The 19798-nt window shown below is 65.6% G+C and carries 23 protein-coding genes; 13 read left to right on the top strand and 10 right to left on the bottom strand.

Annotated features, from left to right (window positions below; genetic code table 11):
- Nucleotides 1–11 precede the first annotated feature (11 nt).
- Entirely contained in the window at nucleotides 12–536 is a 525-nt protein-coding gene (locus tag QTI24_RS09645) for an FKBP-type peptidyl-prolyl cis-trans isomerase (RefSeq protein WP_286599985.1), read from the top strand.
- Between the two features lie 65 nt (nucleotides 537–601).
- Here QTI24_RS09645 and QTI24_RS09640 read toward each other — a convergent pair whose 3' ends face one another.
- The 3 genes from QTI24_RS09640 to coaBC form a co-directional block, all read right to left on the bottom strand.
- Nucleotides 602–1093: an outer membrane lipoprotein gene (locus QTI24_RS09640; protein WP_286599984.1), complete on the bottom strand. Its 492-nt coding sequence runs from the start codon at nucleotides 1091–1093 to the stop codon at nucleotides 602–604.
- Between the two features lie 197 nt (nucleotides 1094–1290).
- A complete protein-coding gene (dut, locus tag QTI24_RS09635; RefSeq protein ID WP_286599982.1) occupies nucleotides 1291–1737 on the bottom strand; it encodes a dUTP diphosphatase in 447 nt (148 codons plus the stop codon).
- Between the two features lie 34 nt (nucleotides 1738–1771).
- Nucleotides 1772–2998 (bottom strand): bifunctional phosphopantothenoylcysteine decarboxylase/phosphopantothenate--cysteine ligase CoaBC, encoded by a 1227-nt coding sequence (coaBC, locus tag QTI24_RS09630; protein ID WP_286599981.1) that lies wholly within the window; start codon nucleotides 2996–2998, stop codon nucleotides 1772–1774.
- 80 nt (nucleotides 2999–3078) lie between these two features.
- On the opposite strand from coaBC, the gene pyrG reads away from it, so the two are divergent.
- From pyrG to QTI24_RS09595, 7 genes are all read left to right on the top strand, one after another.
- Complete coding sequence (pyrG, locus tag QTI24_RS09625; RefSeq protein ID WP_286599979.1) at nucleotides 3079–4755, top strand: CTP synthase; 1677 nt, start codon at nucleotides 3079–3081, stop codon at nucleotides 4753–4755.
- Entirely contained in the window at nucleotides 4752–5609 is an 858-nt protein-coding gene (gene kdsA / locus QTI24_RS09620) for a 3-deoxy-8-phosphooctulonate synthase (protein WP_286599978.1), read from the top strand. Before pyrG ends, kdsA begins: the two co-directional genes overlap by 4 nt.
- The gene (locus tag QTI24_RS09615; protein ID WP_286599976.1) at nucleotides 5606–5896 is read left to right on the top strand and encodes a DUF1330 domain-containing protein; all 291 of its coding nucleotides are present in this window, start codon (nucleotides 5606–5608) and stop codon (nucleotides 5894–5896) included. Before kdsA ends, QTI24_RS09615 begins: the two co-directional genes overlap by 4 nt.
- Nucleotides 5897–6012: 116 nt before the next feature.
- The gene (gene eno / locus QTI24_RS09610; RefSeq protein ID WP_286599974.1) at nucleotides 6013–7296 is read left to right on the top strand and encodes a phosphopyruvate hydratase; all 1284 of its coding nucleotides are present in this window, start codon (nucleotides 6013–6015) and stop codon (nucleotides 7294–7296) included.
- Nucleotides 7297–7315: 19 nt separating this feature from the next.
- Nucleotides 7316–7591, top strand: coding sequence for a cell division protein FtsB (gene ftsB, locus QTI24_RS09605; RefSeq protein WP_286599972.1), 276 nt, complete (start codon nucleotides 7316–7318; stop codon nucleotides 7589–7591).
- A gap of 23 nt (nucleotides 7592–7614) precedes the next feature.
- Nucleotides 7615–8271: an AAA family ATPase gene (locus QTI24_RS09600; RefSeq protein WP_286599970.1), complete on the top strand. Its 657-nt coding sequence runs from the start codon at nucleotides 7615–7617 to the stop codon at nucleotides 8269–8271.
- Nucleotides 8272–8450: 179 nt separating this feature from the next.
- Nucleotides 8451–9293 (top strand): hypothetical protein, encoded by an 843-nt coding sequence (locus QTI24_RS09595; RefSeq protein WP_286600087.1) that lies wholly within the window; start codon nucleotides 8451–8453, stop codon nucleotides 9291–9293.
- Nucleotides 9294–9306: 13 nt separating this feature from the next.
- Here QTI24_RS09595 and hslO read toward each other — a convergent pair whose 3' ends face one another.
- Nucleotides 9307–10305 carry an Hsp33 family molecular chaperone HslO gene (gene hslO, locus QTI24_RS09590; RefSeq protein ID WP_286599969.1) on the bottom strand — a complete coding sequence of 333 codons (999 nt, stop codon included), beginning with the start codon at nucleotides 10303–10305 and terminating at the stop codon, nucleotides 9307–9309.
- A gap of 23 nt (nucleotides 10306–10328) precedes the next feature.
- Nucleotides 10329–10853 carry a gamma carbonic anhydrase family protein gene (locus QTI24_RS09585; RefSeq protein WP_286599968.1) on the bottom strand — a complete coding sequence of 175 codons (525 nt, stop codon included), beginning with the start codon at nucleotides 10851–10853 and terminating at the stop codon, nucleotides 10329–10331.
- Nucleotides 10854–10891: 38 nt separating this feature from the next.
- Here QTI24_RS09585 and QTI24_RS09580 point away from each other — a divergent pair, with 38 nt between their 5' ends.
- Nucleotides 10892–11710, top strand: a complete 819-nt coding sequence (locus QTI24_RS09580; protein ID WP_286599967.1) for a ferritin-like domain-containing protein — start codon at nucleotides 10892–10894, stop codon at nucleotides 11708–11710.
- On the opposite strand, the gene QTI24_RS09575 is transcribed toward QTI24_RS09580, so the two are convergent.
- From QTI24_RS09575 to QTI24_RS09560, 4 genes are all read right to left on the bottom strand, one after another.
- Nucleotides 11689–12168, bottom strand: coding sequence for a MaoC family dehydratase (locus QTI24_RS09575; protein WP_286599966.1), 480 nt, complete (start codon nucleotides 12166–12168; stop codon nucleotides 11689–11691). The genes QTI24_RS09580 and QTI24_RS09575 overlap by 22 nt on opposite strands.
- Nucleotides 12169–12351: 183 nt before the next feature.
- Nucleotides 12352–13326 (bottom strand): Bug family tripartite tricarboxylate transporter substrate binding protein, encoded by a 975-nt coding sequence (locus QTI24_RS09570; RefSeq protein ID WP_286599964.1) that lies wholly within the window; start codon nucleotides 13324–13326, stop codon nucleotides 12352–12354.
- Between the two features lie 19 nt (nucleotides 13327–13345).
- Complete coding sequence (gene xerD, locus QTI24_RS09565; RefSeq protein WP_286599963.1) at nucleotides 13346–14260, bottom strand: site-specific tyrosine recombinase XerD; 915 nt, start codon at nucleotides 14258–14260, stop codon at nucleotides 13346–13348.
- A gap of 65 nt (nucleotides 14261–14325) precedes the next feature.
- Nucleotides 14326–15300: a tripartite tricarboxylate transporter substrate binding protein BugE gene (locus QTI24_RS09560; RefSeq protein WP_286599962.1), complete on the bottom strand. Its 975-nt coding sequence runs from the start codon at nucleotides 15298–15300 to the stop codon at nucleotides 14326–14328.
- A gap of 79 nt (nucleotides 15301–15379) precedes the next feature.
- Here QTI24_RS09560 and QTI24_RS09555 point away from each other — a divergent pair, with 79 nt between their 5' ends.
- A complete protein-coding gene (locus QTI24_RS09555; RefSeq protein ID WP_286599961.1) occupies nucleotides 15380–16312 on the top strand; it encodes an AEC family transporter in 933 nt (310 codons plus the stop codon).
- Between the two features lie 29 nt (nucleotides 16313–16341).
- Complete coding sequence (locus QTI24_RS09550; protein WP_286599960.1) at nucleotides 16342–16770, top strand: hypothetical protein; 429 nt, start codon at nucleotides 16342–16344, stop codon at nucleotides 16768–16770.
- Here the strand turns inward: QTI24_RS09550 and queG are convergent.
- The gene (queG, locus tag QTI24_RS09545; protein ID WP_286599959.1) at nucleotides 16757–17827 is read right to left on the bottom strand and encodes a tRNA epoxyqueuosine(34) reductase QueG; all 1071 of its coding nucleotides are present in this window, start codon (nucleotides 17825–17827) and stop codon (nucleotides 16757–16759) included. The two genes, QTI24_RS09550 and queG, sit on opposite strands and share 14 nt — an antisense overlap.
- Here queG and tsaE point away from each other — a divergent pair.
- Together tsaE and QTI24_RS09535 are read left to right on the top strand one after the other, a co-directional pair.
- Complete coding sequence (gene tsaE / locus QTI24_RS09540) at nucleotides 17813–18310, top strand: tRNA (adenosine(37)-N6)-threonylcarbamoyltransferase complex ATPase subunit type 1 TsaE (protein WP_286599958.1); 498 nt, start codon at nucleotides 17813–17815, stop codon at nucleotides 18308–18310. The genes queG and tsaE overlap by 15 nt on opposite strands.
- Nucleotides 18307–19767 (top strand): N-acetylmuramoyl-L-alanine amidase, encoded by a 1461-nt coding sequence (locus QTI24_RS09535; RefSeq protein ID WP_286599957.1) that lies wholly within the window; start codon nucleotides 18307–18309, stop codon nucleotides 19765–19767. The genes tsaE and QTI24_RS09535 overlap by 4 nt, the downstream gene beginning before the upstream one ends.
- Nucleotides 19768–19798: the final 31 nt, after the last annotated feature.

Genomic DNA, 19798 nt, shown 5'->3' with positions numbered 1-19798 from the left:
AGAATTCTGCAATGGAAATCTCTGAACAATGCGTGGTCGGCCTGACCTGGACGCTGAAAGACACGCTGGGCGAAGTCCTGGACGTGCTCGACGATCCCGTGGAATTTCTGGTCGGCGGCGACGATCTCTTCGAGGCCATCGAGGCCGCCCTCATGGGCCATGGCCCCGGCGCCCGGGTGCAACTTCAACTCGAACCCGAGCAGGCTTTCGGCGACTTCAACGACCAGTTGCTCTTTCTCGAGCCCCGCACCCTCTTCCCCGAAGGCACGGAGGAAGGCATGACTTTCGACGGCGCCGCGTTGCCGCAAGGCGTGAACCCGGATATGCCCAAGGATGTGCTCTACACGGTGAGTGAAATCTATCCGGATCATCTGGTGCTGGACGGCAACCACCCGCTGGCTGGCATCGCGATCCGGCTGGACATGACCGTGAAGTCGGTGCGCGAGGCGACTGAAGAAGAGATCGGGCGCGGCACGGCAGGCACGGGCTTTTTCAAGGTGCCGCCCACGGCGCCCGGCAACGACCTGCTGCACTGAATCCCTCCAAGCTCGCATGAAAAAGCCGGGCATTGCCCGGCTTTTTCACCGTTGCTGCGTCGCGATCAGAAGCGCGAGATCTGTCCGTTGTCTATGCGGACGCGATCGCCAATGCGCAGGTCGCCGGGGGTCGGCACGTCGAATGCGCGATAGCCGCCGTTGTCCGTCTGGATGGAGACGCGGAAGCTTTCATAGGCGCGCGGGCCGCTGCGATTGGCCTCGACGCTGTTGCCCAGCAAGGCACCGCCGACTACGCCCAGCGCGGTGGCCGCCGTGCGGCCGTTGCCGCTGCCGATCTGGTTGCCCAGCACACCGCCGAGCAAGCCGCCGGCGATTGCACCGCCGCCCGTCGTGGGGGTGCCCGCGGTCTGGCTGCGGATGACCTCGATGTTGGCCACGCGACCGTATTCGACGTAGGGCCCCTGCGCGACCGGCTGCACCGGCTGGTATGGATAGTGGGTCGTCTGATAGACCGGTGCTGGCGCCACGCAGGCGGTCAACGTGGCGAGGGCCAGAAGCGAAGCGGTGACGGAAAGCGAACGAATGGAGATTTTCATGATGTAGTTCCTCGAAACGGCACGGCCCATGCGCGCCCTGCATGTGGATCAACGCAGCGCAGGCGCGCGCGATGACCTTGAACACATGTTGAAACCTTCGACGCGCAACCGCGTCTGTGGTTCCATTCTTTACGCGTGGGCACGCCTTGTGCGCCGATGAAGGACCGGGCCTACAGCGGCGCCTTCACCAAGGCCTTTCAGTGCTTGCCGGTCGAACCGTAGCCGCCCTCGCCGCGCTCGCTGGGCGGGAACTCGGCCACGACATTGAATTGCGCCTGAACGACCGGAACGATCACCAGTTGGGCCAGCCGCTCCATTGGCTGCAGCACGAAAGGCGTGTCGCTGCGGTTCCACGCGCTGACCTTGAGCTCGCCCTGGTAGTCGCTGTCGATCAGGCCGACCAGGTTGCCGAGAACGATGCCGTGCTTATGGCCCAGCCCCGAGCGCGGCAGGATCATGGCCGCAAAGCCGGGATCGGCCAGATGGATCGCGATGCCCGTTCCCACCAGTTGCCATGCATTCGGTTCCAGCGTGATGGGCGCATCGAGACAGGCCCTCAGGTCCAGTCCGGCACTGCCGGGGGTTGCATAGGCCGGCAGTTGGTCCTGCATGCGGGGATCGAGGATTCGAACGTCGACTTTCACTGATTGCGCCTTTGGTATTGCGATGGCTGTTGATTCATGGGTGGAGCCCGGCCGGCAAACGGGCCGCGATCTCCGCGACCAGCTCGCGCGCCAGCGTGAGCTTGGGGGCGCGCGGCAGCTCCCGCACGCCCTTGGCATCGACCAGCAACAGGCTGTTGTGGTCCTGCCCGAAGGTCAGAGGCCCGATGTTGCCGACCAGGAGCGGAATGCCCTTGCGCTCGCGCTTGGCCTTGGCATGTTCCGCGAGGTTTTCGCTTTCGGCTGCGAAGCCCACGCAGAACAACTGACCGCCCTTGGCACGCGGGCCCTGGGCGACGGTCAGCAGGATGTCCTCGTTTTCGACGAACTGCAGCGCCGGCGGCTTGCCGGTGCCGTCCTTCTTGATCTTCTGCTCGCTGTGCGCGGCCGGGCGCCAGTCGGCAACGGCAGCCGTCGCGATGAAGATCGAGGCGCTCTGAACCGAATGCAGCGTCGCTTCGAGCATCTGCTGCGCCGACAGCACGTCGACGCGGCGCACGCCTCGCGGCGTCGGCAGGTGCACGGGTCCGGCCACCAGCGTGACTTCGGCGCCGGCATCGCGTGCGGCGCGTGCAACGGCAAAGCCCATCTTGCCGGACGAGTGGTTGGTGATGCCGCGGATCGGATCGAGCGCCTCGAAGGTCGGCCCCGCCGTCACGACCACGTGCTGGCCCGCCAGCACCTTGGGCTGGAACTGGGCAATGACTTCGTCCAGCAGTTGATCGGCTTCGAGCATGCGGCCGTCGCCCGTCTCGCCGCAGGCCTGCCAGCCATTGCCCACGCCCAGTACCCGGGCGCCATCGGCATCGACCTGCCGCAGGTTGCGCTGCGTCGCTGGATGGCTCCACATCTCGCGGTTCATGGCCGGCGCGATGAGCAAGGGCACCCGGTCCACCGGCCGGGCCAGGCACATCAGGCTCAGGAGTTCGTCGGAGCGCCCCTGCACGAGCCGCGCGATGAAATCGGCGCTGGCAGGCGCAAGCACGATCGCATCGGCTTCACGGCTCAGGTTGATGTGGGGCATGTTGTTGACCTCGCGCACGTCCCATTGCGAGGTGTAGACCGGACGCCCGGACAGCGCCTGCATCGTCACCGGCGTGATGAACTGCATGGCCGCCTCGGTCATCACGACCTGTACGGTAGCGCCGGCCTTGACCAACAGCCGGCAGAACTCCGCCGACTTGTAGCAGGCGATGCCCCCCGTGAGCCCCAAAACAATGTGTTTGCCGCCAAGTTCTTGCATGGCCGGCAGTGTAAAGGGGCAAGTGCCCCCACCTATAATCCCTATTTCCCACTTCCCGGACCTGCACGTTCGGAACTGGCATGACCAAATTCGTCTTCGTCACCGGTGGTGTGGTGTCTTCCCTGGGCAAGGGAATCGCCTCCGCCTCGCTCGCCGCGATCCTCGAGTCGCGCGGCCTCAAAGTCACCCTCATCAAGCTGGACCCGTACATCAACGTCGACCCCGGCACGATGTCACCGTTCCAGCACGGCGAAGTCTTCGTCACCGACGACGGCGCCGAAACCGACCTCGATCTCGGCCACTACGAGCGCTTCATCACGACGCGCATGCGGCGCGCCAACAACTTCACGACCGGCCAGATATACAAGTCCGTGCTCGAGAAGGAGCGCCGTGGCGACTACCTCGGCAAGACGGTGCAGGTGATCCCGCACATCACCAACGAGATCCAGGAATACGTCAAGCGCGGCGCCGGCATCGGCACGTCGCACGAAGTCGACGTGGCGATCGTCGAGATCGGCGGCACGGTCGGCGACATCGAGTCGCTGCCCTTCCTCGAAGCCGTGCGCCAGATGAGCTTGCGCATGGGCCCCAACAATTCGGCCTTCGTGCATCTGAGCTACGTGCCGTGGATCGCCGCGGCCGGAGAACTCAAGACCAAGCCGACACAGCACACGGCGCAGAAGCTGCGCGAGATCGGCATCCAGGCCGACGCCCTGCTGTGCCGCGCCGACCGGCCCATCCCCGACGACGAGCGCGCCAAGATCTCGCTCTTCTCCAACGTGCCCGAGTGGGGCGTGATCTCGATGTGGGACGTCGACACCATCTACAAGGTGCCGCGCATGCTGCACGAACAGGGCCTCGACGGCCTGATCTGCGACAAGCTGCGCATCAACACGCCGCCGGCCAAGCTCACTCGCTGGGACGACCTGGTCTACGAGGTCGAACATCCGCAGAAGGAAGTGAGCATCGCGATGGTCGGCAAGTACGTCGACCTGTCCGACAGCTACAAGTCGCTGAACGAGGCACTGCGGCACGCCGGCATGAAGAACCACGCCCGCGTGAAGATCGAGTACATCGACTCCGAAACCATCACGCGCGAAGACGTCGCCCGGCTGGGCAAGTACGACGCGATCCTCGTTCCGGGCGGCTTCGGCCAGCGCGGCGTCGAAGGCAAGATCTCGGCGGCACGTTTCGCCCGCGAAACGAAGGTGCCGTACCTCGGAATCTGCCTCGGCATGCAAGTCGCAACCATCGAGTACGCCCGCAATGTGGCCGGCCTGAAGAATGCCAACAGCACCGAGTTCGACCCACAGACGCCCTGCCCCGTGATCGCGCTGATCACCGAGTGGAAGGACAGCGATGGCACGGTCAAGGTCCGCGACGAGAAGTCCGACCTCGGCGGCACGATGCGCCTCGGTGCGCAAAGCTCGGACGTGGCGCCAGGCACCCTGGCCCACAGCATCTACGGCGACGTCGTGACCGAACGGCACCGCCATCGCTACGAGGCCAACGTCAACTACCTCGACGAACTGCGCCGCGCGGGCCTGGTGATTTCGGCGCTCACCCAGCGCGAGCACCTGACGGAAATCGTCGAACTGCCGCAGAACGTACACCCGTGGTTCATGGGTGTGCAGTTCCACCCTGAATTCAAGTCGACGCCCTGGAGCGGCCATCCGTTGTTCAACGCGTTCATCAAGGCGGCGCTCGAGCATCAGAATGCGGACACGGACAAGAAGGCTTTGAAGGTGGTGGCATGAAGTTGTGCGGATTCGATATCGGGCTGGACAAGCCCTTCTTCCTGATCGCGGGTCCTTGCGTGGTCGAGTCCGAGCAGTTGCAGATGGACACGGCCGGCACGCTGAAGGAAATCACCTCCTCGCTCGGCATCCCCTTCATCTTCAAGAGCAGCTTCGACAAGGCCAACCGCTCGTCGGGCACCAGCTTTCGCGGCCCCGGCCGTGACAAGGGCCTGGACATCCTTGCCAAGGTCAAGCGCGAGTTGGGCCTGCCGGTGCTTACCGATGTGCACACCGAGGACGACATCACGGCAGCCGCCCAGGTGGTCGACGTGCTGCAAACGCCGGCTTTCCTCTGCCGGCAGACCGATTTCATCCGCGCGGTGGCGCAGTCGGGCAAGCCGGTCAACATCAAGAAGGGCCAGTTCCTCGCGCCGCACGACATGAAGAACGTGATCGACAAGGCGCGTGCGGCGGCCAAGGAAAAGGGTCTGCCGGAAGACAGCTTCATGGCCTGTGAACGCGGCGCGAGCTTCGGCTACAACAACCTCGTCTCTGACATGCGCTCGCTGGCGATCATGCGCGAGACGGGCGCGCCGGTGGTCTTCGACGCCACGCACTCGGTGCAGCTGCCCGGCGGCCGGGGGACGAGTTCCGGCGGCCAGCGCGAGATGGTGCCCGTGCTGTCGCGTGCCGCCGTCGCGGTGGGTGTGGCCGGCCTGTTCATGGAAACCCACCCTGACCCGGCCAAGGCGCTCAGCGACGGCCCCAACGCCGTGCCGCTCAAGCACATGAAGGCGCTGCTCGAGACGCTGCTCGCGCTCGACAGCGTCACCAAGAAAAACGCATTCCTAGAGGACATTTTTCAGCAATGACCAGTGCCTACATCATCGCCAACGTCGAAGTCACGAATCCGACGCAGTATGAGGAATACAAGAAGTGGTCCACCGAGGCCATGAAGGCGCACGGCGCCGAAGTCTGCGTGCGCGGCGGCAAGGTCGAAGTGCTCGAAGGCGACTGGAATCCCCAGCGTCTCGTGATCCTCAAGTTCCCGACCGTCGAGGCCGCGAAGAAATTCAACGACTCCCCCGAATACGGCAAGGCCCGCGCTTCGCGCCAGGGCGCAGCGATCATGCGCATGATCGTGGTCGAAGGTGTCTAGCAGGCTCCCCCCCAACCAACAGCCCGGCGGAGCCGGTTCTGCGGTATCTCGCGAATGGGGAGTGGCATGATTTGGATATTGAGTGATTACCAGGTTTTTTTCGGAGCAAGAGAACAATGAGTGCAATCGTTGACATCGTCGGGCGTGAAATCCTCGACAGCCGCGGCAACCCCACCGTCGAGTGCGACGTGCTGCTCGAATCGGGCACCATGGGCCGCGCGGCCGTTCCCTCGGGCGCATCGACCGGCTCGCGCGAAGCGATCGAACTGCGCGACGGCGACAAGAGCCGCTATCTCGGCAAGGGCGTCCTCAAGGCCGTCGAGAACATCAACACCGAGATCTCCGAGGCCGTGCTGGGTCTCGACGCCAGCGAGCAGGCGTTCCTCGACCGCACGCTGCTCGACCTCGACGGCACGGACAACAAGGCACGCCTGGGCGCCAACGCTACCCTGGCCGTGTCGATGGCCGTGGCTCGCGCTGCTGCCGAGGAATCGGGCCTGCCGCTGTACCGCTACTTCGGCGGCATGGGCGGCATGCAGCTGCCGGTGCCGATGATGAATGTCATCAATGGCGGCGCACACGCCAACAACAGCCTGGACCTGCAGGAATTCATGATCATCCCCGTGGGCGCGAAGAGCTTCCGCGAGGCCGTGCGCTATGGCGCCGAAGTGTTTCACGCGCTCAAGAAGATCCTGGGCGACCGCGGCATCAGCACCGCCGTGGGCGACGAAGGCGGCTTCGCACCGAGCGTCGAGAGCCACGAAGCCGCGATCCAGTTGATCCTCGAAGCCATCGACAAGGCCGGCTACACCGCCGGCGAACAGATCGCCCTGGGCCTGGACTGCGCCGCGAGCGAGTTCTACAAGGACGGCAAGTACGTGCTTTCCGGCGAGAACCTCAGCCTCACCGCCGAAAGCTGGACCGACATGCTCGCGACCTGGGTCGACAAGTACCCGATCATCAGCATCGAGGATGGCATGCACGAAGGCGACTGGGACGGCTGGAAGCACCTGACCGAGCGCCTCGGCAAGCGAGTGCAGCTGGTCGGCGACGACCTGTTCGTGACCAACACGAAGATCCTGCAGGAAGGCATCGACAAGGGCATCGCCAATTCGATCCTGATCAAGATCAACCAGATCGGCACACTGACCGAGACTTTCGCCGCCATCGAGATGGCCAAGCGCGCGGGATACACCGCCGTGATCAGCCACCGTTCGGGCGAGACCGAGGACAGCACCATCGCCGACATCGCCGTGGGCACCAACGCCGGCCAGATCAAGACCGGCTCGCTGTCGCGCTCGGACCGCATCGCCAAGTACAACCAACTCCTGCGCATCGAGGAAGACCTCGGCGACGTCGCGTCGTACCCGGGTCGCGCCGCTTTCTACAACCTGCGCTGATCTCCCCGGATCAGGCGCCATGCGATCACGCATCGTCCCGATCATCCTGGTCCTCCTGCTGCTGATCCTTCAGTGGCAGCTCTGGACCGGGCGCGGCAGCGTGCGCGAGGTCGCACAGCTGCAGGAGAAGCTGGCGGACCAGAAGGAAGCCAATTCCCGCGCCGCCTTGAACAACGAACGTCTCGCCAACGAGGTCAACGACCTCAAAGAGGGTCTGGAGATGGTCGAGGAACGTGCCCGGCAGGAGCTCGGCATGGTCAAGCCCAACGAAGTCTTCGTGCAGATCACGCGCTGAATGACTTCGATCTCGGCGGCCCCATGACGCCCGATCTCCCCGCTGGCTGCGTCATCGCGCTGCTCGGCGCCCACGGCACCGGAAAGACCAAACTCGCGAACGCGCTCGCAGCGCGGATCTTGCAGCGCGGCATCGTGGCCACCCTGGTGGCGGACGTCTCGCACGAATGGCGAGTGCGCGAGCGGCGCAGTCCGAACGCCGTCGAACTGGCGGCTATCGCCCGCGAACAGACCCGACTCATCGCATCCGCGGCCGAACAGGGGGTGGTCGTGGCCGACACGACGGCCCTGACGCCAGCGGTTCACAACGACATCCTCTTCAACGACGACGCGCTGTATGCGAATGCACTGACGGCACACCGCGGCTATGCGATCACGCTGCTCATGGCGCTCGACCTGCCGAGCAGCATCGAGGAGGAGCAACGCGACCGGGTGGACGCATCGTTGCGCGCAGCCTTCGCCCGCTCGGGAACGCCCTACTCCGTGATCCATGGACGTGGCTCGGAGCGACTCGCCAATGCATGGAACGCCATCAACGCGAGCGCGGAAGCCGCGGGAAATGCGTCGAGCAGGGGCCGCATCGGCGGCGACCAGCGGCCCTGGTTCTGGCCATGCGACAAATGTTCCGATCCCGCGTGCGAGCACAGGCTGTTCAGCGACTTGGTGGCCCGGCGCCCTTAGTGCAGAAGACACCACAAGACCCCATGGCAAGTCCATCGCTACTCAAACTCAAAGTCCAGATAGCGGCTTTCCTGGCCGTGACATGCTTCGTATGCGCGTCGGCACGAGCCGCACCGGCCACCGTGACCGTCGAGAACCAGACGCGCCCCACCGCTTGCGCCGAGGAGGACAACGTGTCCATGACCCTCAGCGGCCGGAATATTGCCCGCTTCCGGGTCGAAGCGCTGCAACCAATCTACCTGGCCGACATCAAGGCCGACATCACCGCGCCCGACTTTTCCAACTGCAACTTCGACGGCGGCGCGCATCCCACGGACCCGAGCTACCCCTTCAAGCCGCGCCGCGTCGTATTCCACGACGGCAAGGATTGGATGATCGTCGGCATCACGCTGCCCAGCTTCTGGCGGCCGCACCGGGTGCCGGTGCGTGTCGGCAAGCGAGTGGAGGATGACATCCATCTGCTGCAGGTCTATGCGAAGAAGCCCGGTGCCAAGCCGCTCGAAGCGCTGGTGATGTATCCGGCCGACGGCTACTGGCGCCTCAAACCGCTCCCGCCAGCGCGCTTCGGCGACGGCGTCTACGGCTCGTCCTTCTTGATGGGGCGGGTCGGGACGGACGGCCGGCCGGTGGTCAACATCGCATCGATCGACGTCAGTATGAGGCCACTCGCCTTTCGCGTTCGCTTCGTCGGCGGCGGCCGTGTCGACGTGAAGGTCGCGGAGATCAGCGAGAAACGCACTGCGCTCAATGTGTCCCTGAAGCCGCCGACGCGGGGCGACCAGCCCTTCGCGATGCTGCGCTCGATGTACGTGACCGCCGACAACGCGGACATGAGCGCGGTGAGCTGGCGGGCGACGCCCACTTCTGCTCTGCAGACGCGGGAGCTGCCTTCGGTCTCCACGCTCGAGGCGGCACAGGTCCGCTTCGGCCGCACAGTGCCTTCGCGCCACAACACCAGCGCACCGGACATCCGGTTCAGCGCCTTCGAGGCCGGGACGAGACGCTCCGCGCCCCAGCCATGAAGGTTGAACCGCCCTACTGCACCACCGCCGTACCCGGCATCTGATCCCCCGGCGCGGTAAATATCTGCGCGGCATCGACCGCATCGAAGCGGTACTGCTTGCCGCAGAAGTCGCAACCGACCTCGATGTCGCCACGCTCGGCAAGGATGCTCTCCGCTTCTTCCACGCCAAGCCCACGGATCATGTTCGCGACCCGCGTGCGCCCGCAGGTGCATGCGAAATGCGGTCCAAGCAAGCCGGCCTGCGGCTCGAAGCGCAGCAGTTTCTCTTCCCAGAAAAGACGACGCAGGATGGTGTCCACATCCAGTGTCAGGAGTTCGTCGCGCGTCAGGCTCGAGGCAAGAATGGAAATGCGGTTGTAGTCCTCGTTGCGGCCGATCTCGTCCTCGTTGGACTGGTCATGATCGCTGCGGGATGTGCCTTCGAGGTTGGCTTCACCCTTGACCGGCAGGCGCTGGATCAGGAGGCCTGCAGCCACCTTGTCGTCGGCCGCAAGGACCAGCGTCGTATCGAGCTGCTCGCTTTGCAGCATGTAGTGCTGCAACACGTCGCTGAGCTTGTCGAGCTTTTCGCCGCGGTCGCCGAACAGCGGCACCACGCCCTGGTACGGCTGCTGGCCCGGGAGCTTGTCCTTGGGGTCGAGCGTGATCGCGCAGCGGCCCTTGTTCTTGACGTTGACCATGTCGGGCAGACGCGCATCGGCGGCGAGCTCACCCACCACCTTGGCGGTGGCGCGCAGGCTCAGATCGGGCTTCACTTCGGCGACCGCGATCTTGACCGGGCCGTCGCCAAAGATCTGAAGGATGAGCGCGCCGTTGAACTTGATGTTGGCCTGCATCAGCGTGGCCGCGGCCGTCATCTCGCCCAGCAACTCTGCCACCGGGGCCGGATAGGCGCCGGTGCCTGTATTGGACGCACGGCGCGCCAGGATTTCCTGCCAGGCATCGGTCAGTCGCACGATCATGCCGCGCACAGGCAGGCCGTCGAACAGGAACTTGTGCAACTCGCTCAATTGAGACTCTCTCTCCCGCCCTTTCAGGCGATTTTCTTGAGGCCTTTCGCGAAGCGACGGCCGTTTTCCACATAGTGCTCGGCGCCATGCCGCAGCTTCGCGGCGGCGGCATCGTCGAGCGTGCGCACCACCTTCGCCGGCGATCCGATGATGAGCGAGTTGTCAGGAAACTCCTTGCCCTCGGTCACGACGCTGCCGGCGCCAACGATGGAATTGCGGCCGATCTTCGCGTTATTCAAGATCACCGCCTGGATGCCGATGAGCGAGTTGTCACCGATCGTGCAGCCGTGCAGCATGACCTGATGGCCGATCGTCACGTTGTCGCCGATGGTCAGCGGGCAGCCGGGGTCGGAATGGAGCATCGACAGATCCTGCACGTTGCTGTTGCGCCCGAGGCGCATCGCCTCGTTGTCGCCCCGCAGCACCGCGCCGAACCAGACGCTCGCGTTCTCGGCGAGCACCACGTTGCCCATGACCTGAGCGCTATCGGCGACCCATGCGCCTTCGCCGAGTTGGGGTGCCACGCCGTCGAGTTCGTAAAGGGCCATCGCGATGTCTCCAGAGGTCGAAAACTAGAATTGTAGGGATGCACCCCCGCCTTGGCGCCCTGGCCGCACTGCGCCTCACCGATACCGACCTCAAGGTGGCCGCGACGCACGCCACGGTCGCGCAATCCATCCTGCACCCGATGCCCACGGAGCCCATCCGCACGGAAGGCGACGAAGCCGGCGTCCCTGGCCGCCCCGAGCGTCCGCTGCGCGTCTCCGCCACCGAAGTCGAGAAGCGCTCGCCGTTCACGACGGAAGGCCGCGCCGCGCTGATCCATTCGATCTGCCATATCGAGTTCAATGCGATCAACCTCGCCCTGGACGCGGCCTGGCGCTTCGACGGCATGCCCGAGGCCTACTACCGCGACTGGCTGCGCGTGGCCGACGAGGAGGCCCAGCACTTCATGCTGCTGCACGACCATCTTCGTGGCATGGGCTGGAGCTACGGCGATTTCACCGGCCATGACGGCCTGTGGAACATGTGCGAGAAGACCAAGGACGACGTGGTCGCCCGCATGGCCTTGGTGCCTCGCACCCTCGAAGCGCGCGGTCTGGACGCGACGCCGCTGATCCAGGCCAAGCTGCGCCGCGTGAACACGCCGGACGCGCTGGCCGCTTGCGCGATCCTCGACATCATCCTGCGCGACGAAGTCGGACATGTGGCTATCGGCAACCGCTGGTACCGCTGGCTGTGCGAGCGCCAGGGCCTCGACCCGATCGCACACTACCGCGTGCTGTACCGGCGGCACGAGGCGCCGCGCCTGAAGGCTCCATTCAATCTGGAGGCCCGTGCGCGGGCCGGCTTCACGAACGAAGAGTTGCAGGCCTTGACGGCTCATTCCCGCGGGGAAAACTGACGCCGCGACACCACCATCTTCGGCGAGAAACGCTGCAGCACATCACCGTGCTGGTTCTTCGTCTCGCAACGCATCACGACCATCCCGCGCCCCGGCTTCGAGCGCGACGGGATCACCTCCACCACTTCGCTCTCGACGCGCAGCACGTCGCCCGGCCGGGTCGGCTTGGGCCAGTGGATCTCGCCGCCCGAGCCGATCACGCCATCGGCCAGCGGCATGCCACTGGTCACGAGCAGCCGCATCGTGATCGCCGCCGTATGCCAGCCGCTCGCCGCCAGACCCTGGAAAAAAGTGTTCTTGGCGGCTTCCGGATCCAGATGGAAAGGCTGCGGATCGAAGCGCTGCGCGAACTCGATGATCTGTGCCTCATCGAGCGCGTGCAATTCGCTGACGAAGCGATCGCCGGCCTTCAGGTCTTCGAGATAAAGGTTGCGCTGGAAGGTGCCGGGTTCGGTCATATCGATCTCCTGTGCGGCCATGCCAGTGGCCCATGGCGCAATGCGCCTTCCGCGACGCATGAATCCGCTTAGCCGAGGGCCAGGAATGCCGCGGAACCGGCTTGGCCGGGCCTCTGGCATTGCCCCCGGCAGGGGGTTGGCGCAGCGACACGAAGTGCGCGGAGCCTGGGGGCGAGTTTCATCCTACTCGGCCTTGATGCCTGCGGCTCGCACGATGCGGCCGTTGCTCTCGTATTCGCTCGCGATCTCGTTCGCGAATTCTTCGGCGCGACCGCCGGTGGGCACGTTGTCGGTCGACTGCAACTTCGCGCGCAGATCGGGGCTGGCCAGGGCCTTGTTGATCTCGACGTTGTACTTCTCGATCAGGATCGACGGCGTCCCGGCCGGAGCGAACACGCCGAAGAGAGATGAAACGTTGGCCGCGGGATAGCCCAACTCCGACAGCGTCGCCACCTTCGGCAGGTTGTCGAGCCGCTTCGGCGCGCCGACTGCCAGAGGACGCAGCTTCCCGGCCGTGATCTGCGCGGCGACAGTCGGCCCCGCATTGGTCGAGAGAATCTCGAACTGCCCGCCGATCGCGTCGTTGAGCTGCTGGCCTCCCCCCTTGTACGGGATGTGCGTGATATCCACCTTGGCGGCCGCGCGAAGCTGTTCGAGCACCACGTGGCCCAGCGAGGCCTGGCCCGATGTCGCCCAACGCACTGCACCTGGCCTTGCCCTCGCATCGTCGAGCAATGACTGGAAATCGCGAGTCCCGGTCGCCGGCGTTGCCAGCAGCAACACCGGCGAATACATGACGCTGACCACTGGAGCGATGTCCTTCAGCGGATCGAAAGGCGACTTGCCGAGATGGGGATTCAGCACCAGTGGACTGATGGCGGAGAAGCCCAGCGTCGCGCCGTCGGGCGCGGCCTTGGCGACGGCGTCCATGCCGATCGTCCCGCTCGCGCCCGCCTTGTTCTCGACCACGACCGTGCTGCCGAGCTGCACGGAGAGTTTGTCGGCCAGTGCGCGGGCAATCACGTCACTGACGCCGCCCGCGGGATAGGCAACGACGAGGCGAATCGTTTTCGGTATGACCTGCGCCTGTGAGACGCCGGCGGACAGTGCAAGACCCAGCGCAAGCGCAATGCGGTGCACGGGAAAATTGAAAGACATCGATGCAACTCCTTTCTTGTCAGCCGCGCGGATGGTGCTGCGCATGCAGCTGCTTCAGCCGCTCGCGCGCGACGTGCGTGTAGATGGTGGTGGTGGAAATGTCCGCGTGGCCCAGCAGCAGTTGCACCGCGCGCAAGTCCGCGCCATGGTTGAGCAGGTGCGTCGCGAACGCATGGCGGAGCGTGTGCGGCGACAGCGGCACATGAATGCCGGCCGCCAGCGCGTTCTTCTTCACGATGACCCAGAACATCGCGCGCGTCATCCCCGCGCCGCGATTCGTGACGAAGAGGTCGGCGGTCTGCTGACCATCCAGGATCACGGGACGCGACTCGTGCAAGTAGCGGTCGATCCAGCGCCGAGCCTCGCCTCCGAAAGGCACCAGGCGCTCCTTGCTCCCCTTGCCGAGCACGCGCAGCACGCCATCGTTCAGGCTCATCTCGAACACCTTGAGTTCGACCAGTTCGCTGACGCGAAGCCCGCTCGCGTACATCAGCTCGAGCATGGCGCGGTCGCGCAGGCCCAGCGGCGTATCGACATCCGGCGCGGCGAGCAGGTCGTCGACCTGCTTCTCCGACAGGGTCTTGATCGCTCGCGGCATCTGCCGGGCCGGCGCCAGCCGCAGGCTCGGGTCGGCGGCGATGCGCTGTTCGCGCAGAGCCCATCGGTAGTAGCGCTTGAAAACGGTGAGCCGCCGGTTTGCCGAGGTCGCCTTGCCCTTGTCGGAAAGACGCACGCCCATGTAGGCCTGCAGGTCGTTCTCCTGGGCGGCGTCGAGCACCTTGCCCCGCTCGGCTTTCATCCAATGGGCGAACAGTTCGAGATCGCGGCGATAGGCGGCCAGCGTGTTCTTCGACAGACCGTCCTCGAGCCACAGGGCGTCGATGAAGTCGTCGATTTCGGGCGTTTCGGTGGGCGTTTCGGTGGCCGCGGTCATGCGATGCAAGATAACAAAAAGAAAAAGCCGCCCGGGAGGGGCGGCTTCGAGCGGGAGTGCCGTGATCAGTCGAGCTTGAGCTTCTGCTTGGCCACGACCTGCTTGTAGACCTCGTACTCGGCCTTGATCTGCGCCGCGAACTGCTCGGGCGTGTTCGCCACGACGAGCGAGCCAGTGTCCTCGATGCGCTTGCGCACGGCCGGGTCCTCGACGGACTTCTTGACGCCAGCGTTGATCTTGTCGACCACTTCCTTCGGCAGCCCCTTCGGGCCGAGGATGCCGTAGTAGGCCATGCGGTTCACCGGTTCCAGGCCGACTTCCTTGAAGGTCGGCACGTTGGGCAGCGCGGCGAGGCGCTGGGGCGCCGACACCACGATCGGCACCAGCTTGCCGGTCTGGATGAAGGGCAGCGCCGACGGGATGTTGTCGAACATGATCGGCACCTGTCCAGCCACGACGTCGTTCAGCGCGGGGCCTGCACCGCGATACGGAATGTGGGTGACGAACGTGTTGGTGAGGCTCTTGTAGAGCTCCATCAGCAGATGCCCGATGCCGCCCGTGCCCGAGGTCGCGTACGAATATTTGCCCGGGTTTTTCTTCAGCTCGGCGATGAATTCGGCGTAGTTCTTGGCCGGGAAACTCGGGTGCACCGCGATGATGTTGGGCGTGGCGGCGATGTTGACGATCGGCGTGAAATCGTTGATCGGGTCGTACGGCGTCTTCGGGTTGATCGCCGGATTGGCTGCCGTGCTCGACACTGTCGCGACGCCCAGCTTGTAGCCGTCCGGCGTGGCCCGGGCCGTTTCGGCCGCACCGACGATGCCACCGCCGCCCGCCCTGTTGATGACCACCACGGGCTGGCCCAGCGTCTTGCCCAGCGGTTCGGCGATCACGCGCGCCACGATGTCGGTGGTGCCGCCCGGTGCGAACGGCACCGAAAGTTCGATGGGCTTGTTCGGGTAACCCTGCGCCCAGCTGGACCCTGCGAGCGCGAACAGCGCGGCTGCGCTGGCAAACGCATTCCATTGACGACGTTGCATTTGGATAGCCCTCCTTGGGCCAATAAACGAAAGCCCGGATGCTAACGGGTCGCTCGTCCGTCTACGTCGTGGATTACCCATGCCGCGCGGCGGATATCCTCGAACGGTGAACTATGCGCAGTTGCTCTTCCCCGACTTCTCCCTCATCGCCTGCGGCTGGCTCCTATGCCGCTATACCGCACTTGACCGCCGCGTGTGGAACCAGGTCGAAAGCCTTGTCTACTACTTTCTCTTTCCGGTGCTCCTGTTCCATTCGATCGTGCGCAGCCCGCTCGACTTCGGGGCTACGTCCAACCTGCTGACCGCGGGCGTGGGCGTCGGGCTCAGCGGCATCGCGCTGGCCTACGCCCTGCCCTTTCTGCCGGCGATCGGCGCGCACATCGATCGTCGCGACCACGCGGCCAGCGCGCAGATCGCCTTTCGCTTCAATTCGTTCATCTGCCTCGCCCTTGCCGACCGCGTGGCGGGGCCGGAGGGCCTGCTCATGATCGCGGTGCTGATCGGGGTGTGCGTGCCGATGTTCAACATCGCGGCCGTCTGGCCGATGACCCGGCACGCGCAGACCGGCTTCGTGCGGCAGCTCGCGCGCAACCCGCTGATCATCGCCACCGTGACCGGCCTGATCGCCAACGTGCTGGGCCTCGGCGTGCCCACCTGGCTCGAACCGACGCTCACCCGCATCGGCGCGGCATCGCTCGCGCTGGGGCTGATGGCGGCCGGCGCGGGCATGCAGTTCGCGACCCTCGCGCAAGGCAAGGTGCTGGCGGTATCGGTCCTGGCCATACGGCATCTGGTGCTGCCGCTGATCGGCTGGGGGCTCGCGATCGTGCTGAAGCTGGACCCGGCCCAGGCGGCGGTGCTGATGACCTTTTCTGCCGTGCCCACCGCGTCGAGCGCCTACGTGCTGGCGGCGCGCATGGGTTACAACGGCGCCTATGTGGCGGGGCTTGTGACGCTGTCGACGCTGCTGGGCGTCCTGAGCCTGCCCTTTGCCCTCGCGCTGACACGCTAGTGGGCCACCTTCGCGGCTACCATCTCCCGATGCGCCGCTACCTCCTGGCCGTTGTCGCAGCATCATCGCTGGCGGGCGTGGCGCACGCGCAGGAATACACCCGCTACCAGGGCGGCTGGAACGGCCCCTTCCTGTTCTACGTGGTGCAGCAGGACACGGGCGCGCAAGGACCACCGGAGGTCTATTCGGGCGTGCTGCAGATCGACTTCGACGGCCGGGTGAATGGCAGTGTCCCTGAAGCCACCTGCAGCCTGATGGGGTCGAGCATGGACTACGTGTCGCCCGCGAATGCCTCGCTCGAGCTCACCGTGAGCGGCTGCAAGGACACACGCTTCAACGGCCACTTCAGCGGCAAGCTGATCAACAACCCCACATTGAAATACGCCTCGCTTCGCCTGAGCTCGATGCGCTCGCTGGACTCGGGGACGGCCCAGATCTCAGCCATCATCCGGCACTGAAGGCCAGCGCCCACTCGACGTGCTCGCGCACCAGCGCGCTCGGGTGCTCGCGGCGGGAGGCCAGGGCCGCGCGCGCGCTGTCATCCCCGGCGCGCAGCGCATTGCCGAGCGCGACGGCCACGTTGCGCAGCCATCGCTCGTGACCGATGCGCCGGATCGGACTGCCCTCGGTGTAGCGCAGAAAGTCTTCCTCGCTCCAGGCGAAGAGTTCGCTCAACTGACGCCCGGTAAGGCCGTCGCGCGCATCGAAGTCGGGCAGCGCGCTTTTCTTGGCGAACTTGTTCCAGGGACAGATCAACTGGCAGTCGTCGCACCCATAGATGCGGTTGGCCATCAGCGACCGCAGTTCGACGGGGATCGCCCCCGCATGTTCGATCGTCAGGTACGAAATGCAGCGTCGCGCGTCAAGGCGGTACGGCGCGATGATGGCCTGTGTCGGGCACACGTCGATGCAGGCACTGCAACTGCCGCAATGGGGCGTGACCGGTTGGCTCGGCGGCAACGCCATGTCGACGTAGATCTCGCCGAGGAAGAACATCGAGCCGGCTTCGCGGTCCAGCACCAGCGTGTGTTTGCCGCGCCAGCCTTGGCCGCTGCGCGACGCGAGTTCGGCCTCCAGCACGGGCGCGGAGTCGGTGAAGGCGCGGTGACCGAAGGGTCCGACCTCGCCGGCAATGCGATCCGCCAGTTTGGAGAGGCGCGAGCGAAGGACCTTGTGATAGTCCCGGCCACGCGCGTAGAGCGACACGACGCCCTCGTCCGGCCGCCGAAGGCGTGAGAACTCGATCGCCTGCCAATCGTCGGGCGTGGCCCGTGGAAGGTAGTCCATGCGGGCCGTGATCACCGACACGGTGCCGGGCACCAGTTCCGCCGGCCGCGCGCGCCGCGTGCCGTGGGCGGCCATGTAATGCATGTCACCATGGAATCCCTCGGCCAGCCACTGCATCAGCCCCGGCTCGGCACTCGAGAGGTCGACACCCGCGACCCCGATTTGGGAGAATCCGAGTTCCCGGGCCAAAGCCCGAATCCGAATCACGAGTTGATGTCTGCCGATCACCTGCCGATTGTAGAAACGCACAGCGCCACCTTGGTCTGGCGCACCGAAGACGACACGGACGCGTTGGCATGCGCCCTCGCGCAGTCGCCGGCGCTGCGCGACGCCTTCATCTCGCTGCAAGGCGACCTGGGCGCGGGCAAGACGACCTTCGTGCGCCACCTGCTGCGCGCACTCGGCATCACGGGCCGCATCAAGAGCCCGACCTACGCGGTCGTGGAGCCGCACGAGGCGCCCGACGGGCTCGCCATCTTCCATTTCGACTTCTATCGCTTCAGCGATCCACGCGAATGGGAGGATGCCGGCTTCCGTGACATCTTTGCCGGACCAGGGGTCAAGTTGGCGGAATGGCCCGAAAACGCCGCGGGGCGCATTCCGCTTGCGGACCTCGCTATTAAAATCGAAGCAATGACCGACGACACCCGCACAGTGACTCTTCGCGCGCACACGCAGCGCGGCAGCCGGTTGCTTGCCGACGCCGCATGAGGGCGAGCGGACTGAAGCGACGTGCGCTGCTGCAAGGCGGCAGCATTGCCTTGCTGCTGGGCATCCACGAGATCGCCCAGGGCGCGACCATCGTCGCGGTCCGCGTCTGGCCCGCCTCCGACTACACACGCGTGACCATCGAATCCGATGGCCGGCTGAACTCGCAGCAGCTGGTGGTCGGCAGTCCACCGCGGCTGGCGGTGGACATCAACGGCATCGACCTCAATCCCGCGCTGCGCGAGCTGGTCGGCAAGATCAAGCCTGACGACCCGTACATCAACGGCCTGCGTGTCGGGCAGTTCGCGCCGGGCGTCGTGCGCATCGTCTTCGACCTCAAGCAGGCGGTAGCGCCGCAGGTGTTCTCGCTGGCGCCGGTCGCGGCCTACAAGGACAGGCTAGTGCTGGACCTCTATCCGCAGCAGGCAGCCGATCCGCTGGAGTCACTGATCGCCGAGCGCCTGCGCGACGCGCCGAAAACCGCGGTGGCCGGCGCCGCCTCCTCTTCCGGCGACACACCTGCGCCCTCGCGACCCGGCGCCGAGGCCGCCGACCCGCTCGGCGACCTGATGGCGCAGCAGTCCACCCGTGCGGCACCGCCGGTTTCAGTCACGCAGGCCAATCGCCCGTCGGCACCCGTCGGCCCACTGCCGATTCCCATGCCGCCGCCGGCCGTCAGCGCGCCTCCCCCACCGGCCACTTCCGGGCGCGGCGTCGCCACGGCGAGCCAGACCGACCGCATCATCATCGTCGCGCTGGATCCGGGCCACGGCGGCGAGGACCCCGGCGCCATGGGCCCGAACGGCACGCGCGAGAAGGACATCGTCCTGCAGATCGCCCATCGGCTGCGCGAACGCATCAACGCGAGCAGCGTCAACGGCAACCCGATGCGCGCCTTTCTCACACGCGACGCAGACTTCTTCGTGCCGCTCGGCGTGCGCGTGCAGAAGGCGCGCCGCGTGCAGGCCGACCTGTTCGTGAGCATCCACGCCGACGCCTTCACCACCCCCGAGGCGAAAGGCGCCAGCGTGTTTGCGCTGAGCCAGGGTGGCGCATCGAGCAGTGCCGCGCGCTGGCTCGCGAACAAGGAAAACCAGGCCGACAAGGTCGGCGGCGTGAACGTGGGCAATCACGAAGCGCAGGTGCAGCGCGCACTGCTCGACATGAGCACCACTGCGCAGATCAACGACAGCCTCAAGCTGGGCGGCGCGATGCTGGGCGAGATCCGCGGCATCGGCGCACGCCTGCACAAGGCGCAGGTCGAACAGGCCGGCTTCGCGGTTCTCAAGGCGCCGGACATCCCGAGCGTGCTGGTCGAGACGGCCTTCATCAGCAACCCCGAGGAAGAGGCCAAACTGCGCAGCACGGCCTACCAGGAAGATCTGGCGGATGCATTGATGCGGGGGATTCAACGCTACTTTGCGCAGAATCCGCCGCTGGCGCGCAGCCGGCAGCTGTAAGTCTGTCCGGTAGTCTCGGCGCGAACCTCTC

The organism is Variovorax sp. J22P240, assembly GCF_030316855.1.
Taxonomy (GTDB): domain Bacteria; phylum Pseudomonadota; class Gammaproteobacteria; order Burkholderiales; family Burkholderiaceae_C; genus Variovorax.
The sequence above is the reverse complement of the archived record's forward strand: the minus strand, read 5'-3'. Positions and strand labels throughout refer to the sequence as shown.

Coding starts and splice junctions, on each gene's coding strand:
- QTI24_RS09595 (WP_286600087.1), top strand. CDS start 8,451: ATGACCCTCAGCGGCCGGAATATTGCCCGCTTCCGGGTCGAAGCGCTG.
- QTI24_RS09535 (WP_286599957.1), top strand. CDS start 18,307: ATGAGGGCGAGCGGACTGAAGCGACGTGCGCTGCTGCAAGGCGGCAGC.
- QTI24_RS09575 (WP_286599966.1), bottom strand. CDS start 12,168: ATGACCGAACCCGGCACCTTCCAGCGCAACCTTTATCTCGAAGACCTG.
- QTI24_RS09560 (WP_286599962.1), bottom strand. CDS start 15,300: ATGCAACGTCGTCAATGGAATGCGTTTGCCAGCGCAGCCGCGCTGTTC.
- ftsB (WP_286599972.1), top strand. CDS start 7,316: ATGCGATCACGCATCGTCCCGATCATCCTGGTCCTCCTGCTGCTGATC.
- QTI24_RS09580 (WP_286599967.1), top strand. CDS start 10,892: ATGCACCCCCGCCTTGGCGCCCTGGCCGCACTGCGCCTCACCGATACC.
- QTI24_RS09645 (WP_286599985.1), top strand. CDS start 12: ATGGAAATCTCTGAACAATGCGTGGTCGGCCTGACCTGGACGCTGAAA.
- QTI24_RS09640 (WP_286599984.1), bottom strand. CDS start 1,093: ATGAAAATCTCCATTCGTTCGCTTTCCGTCACCGCTTCGCTTCTGGCC.
- pyrG (WP_286599979.1), top strand. CDS start 3,079: ATGACCAAATTCGTCTTCGTCACCGGTGGTGTGGTGTCTTCCCTGGGC.
- eno (WP_286599974.1), top strand. CDS start 6,013: ATGAGTGCAATCGTTGACATCGTCGGGCGTGAAATCCTCGACAGCCGC.
- QTI24_RS09585 (WP_286599968.1), bottom strand. CDS start 10,853: ATGGCCCTTTACGAACTCGACGGCGTGGCACCCCAACTCGGCGAAGGC.
- QTI24_RS09550 (WP_286599960.1), top strand. CDS start 16,342: ATGCGCCGCTACCTCCTGGCCGTTGTCGCAGCATCATCGCTGGCGGGC.
- QTI24_RS09600 (WP_286599970.1), top strand. CDS start 7,615: ATGACGCCCGATCTCCCCGCTGGCTGCGTCATCGCGCTGCTCGGCGCC.
- kdsA (WP_286599978.1), top strand. CDS start 4,752: ATGAAGTTGTGCGGATTCGATATCGGGCTGGACAAGCCCTTCTTCCTG.
- coaBC (WP_286599981.1), bottom strand. CDS start 2,998: ATGCAAGAACTTGGCGGCAAACACATTGTTTTGGGGCTCACGGGGGGC.
- tsaE (WP_286599958.1), top strand. CDS start 17,813: ATGTCTGCCGATCACCTGCCGATTGTAGAAACGCACAGCGCCACCTTG.
- QTI24_RS09570 (WP_286599964.1), bottom strand. CDS start 13,326: ATGTCTTTCAATTTTCCCGTGCACCGCATTGCGCTTGCGCTGGGTCTT.
- QTI24_RS09615 (WP_286599976.1), top strand. CDS start 5,606: ATGACCAGTGCCTACATCATCGCCAACGTCGAAGTCACGAATCCGACG.
- QTI24_RS09555 (WP_286599961.1), top strand. CDS start 15,380: ATGCCGCGCGGCGGATATCCTCGAACGGTGAACTATGCGCAGTTGCTC.
- xerD (WP_286599963.1), bottom strand. CDS start 14,260: ATGACCGCGGCCACCGAAACGCCCACCGAAACGCCCGAAATCGACGAC.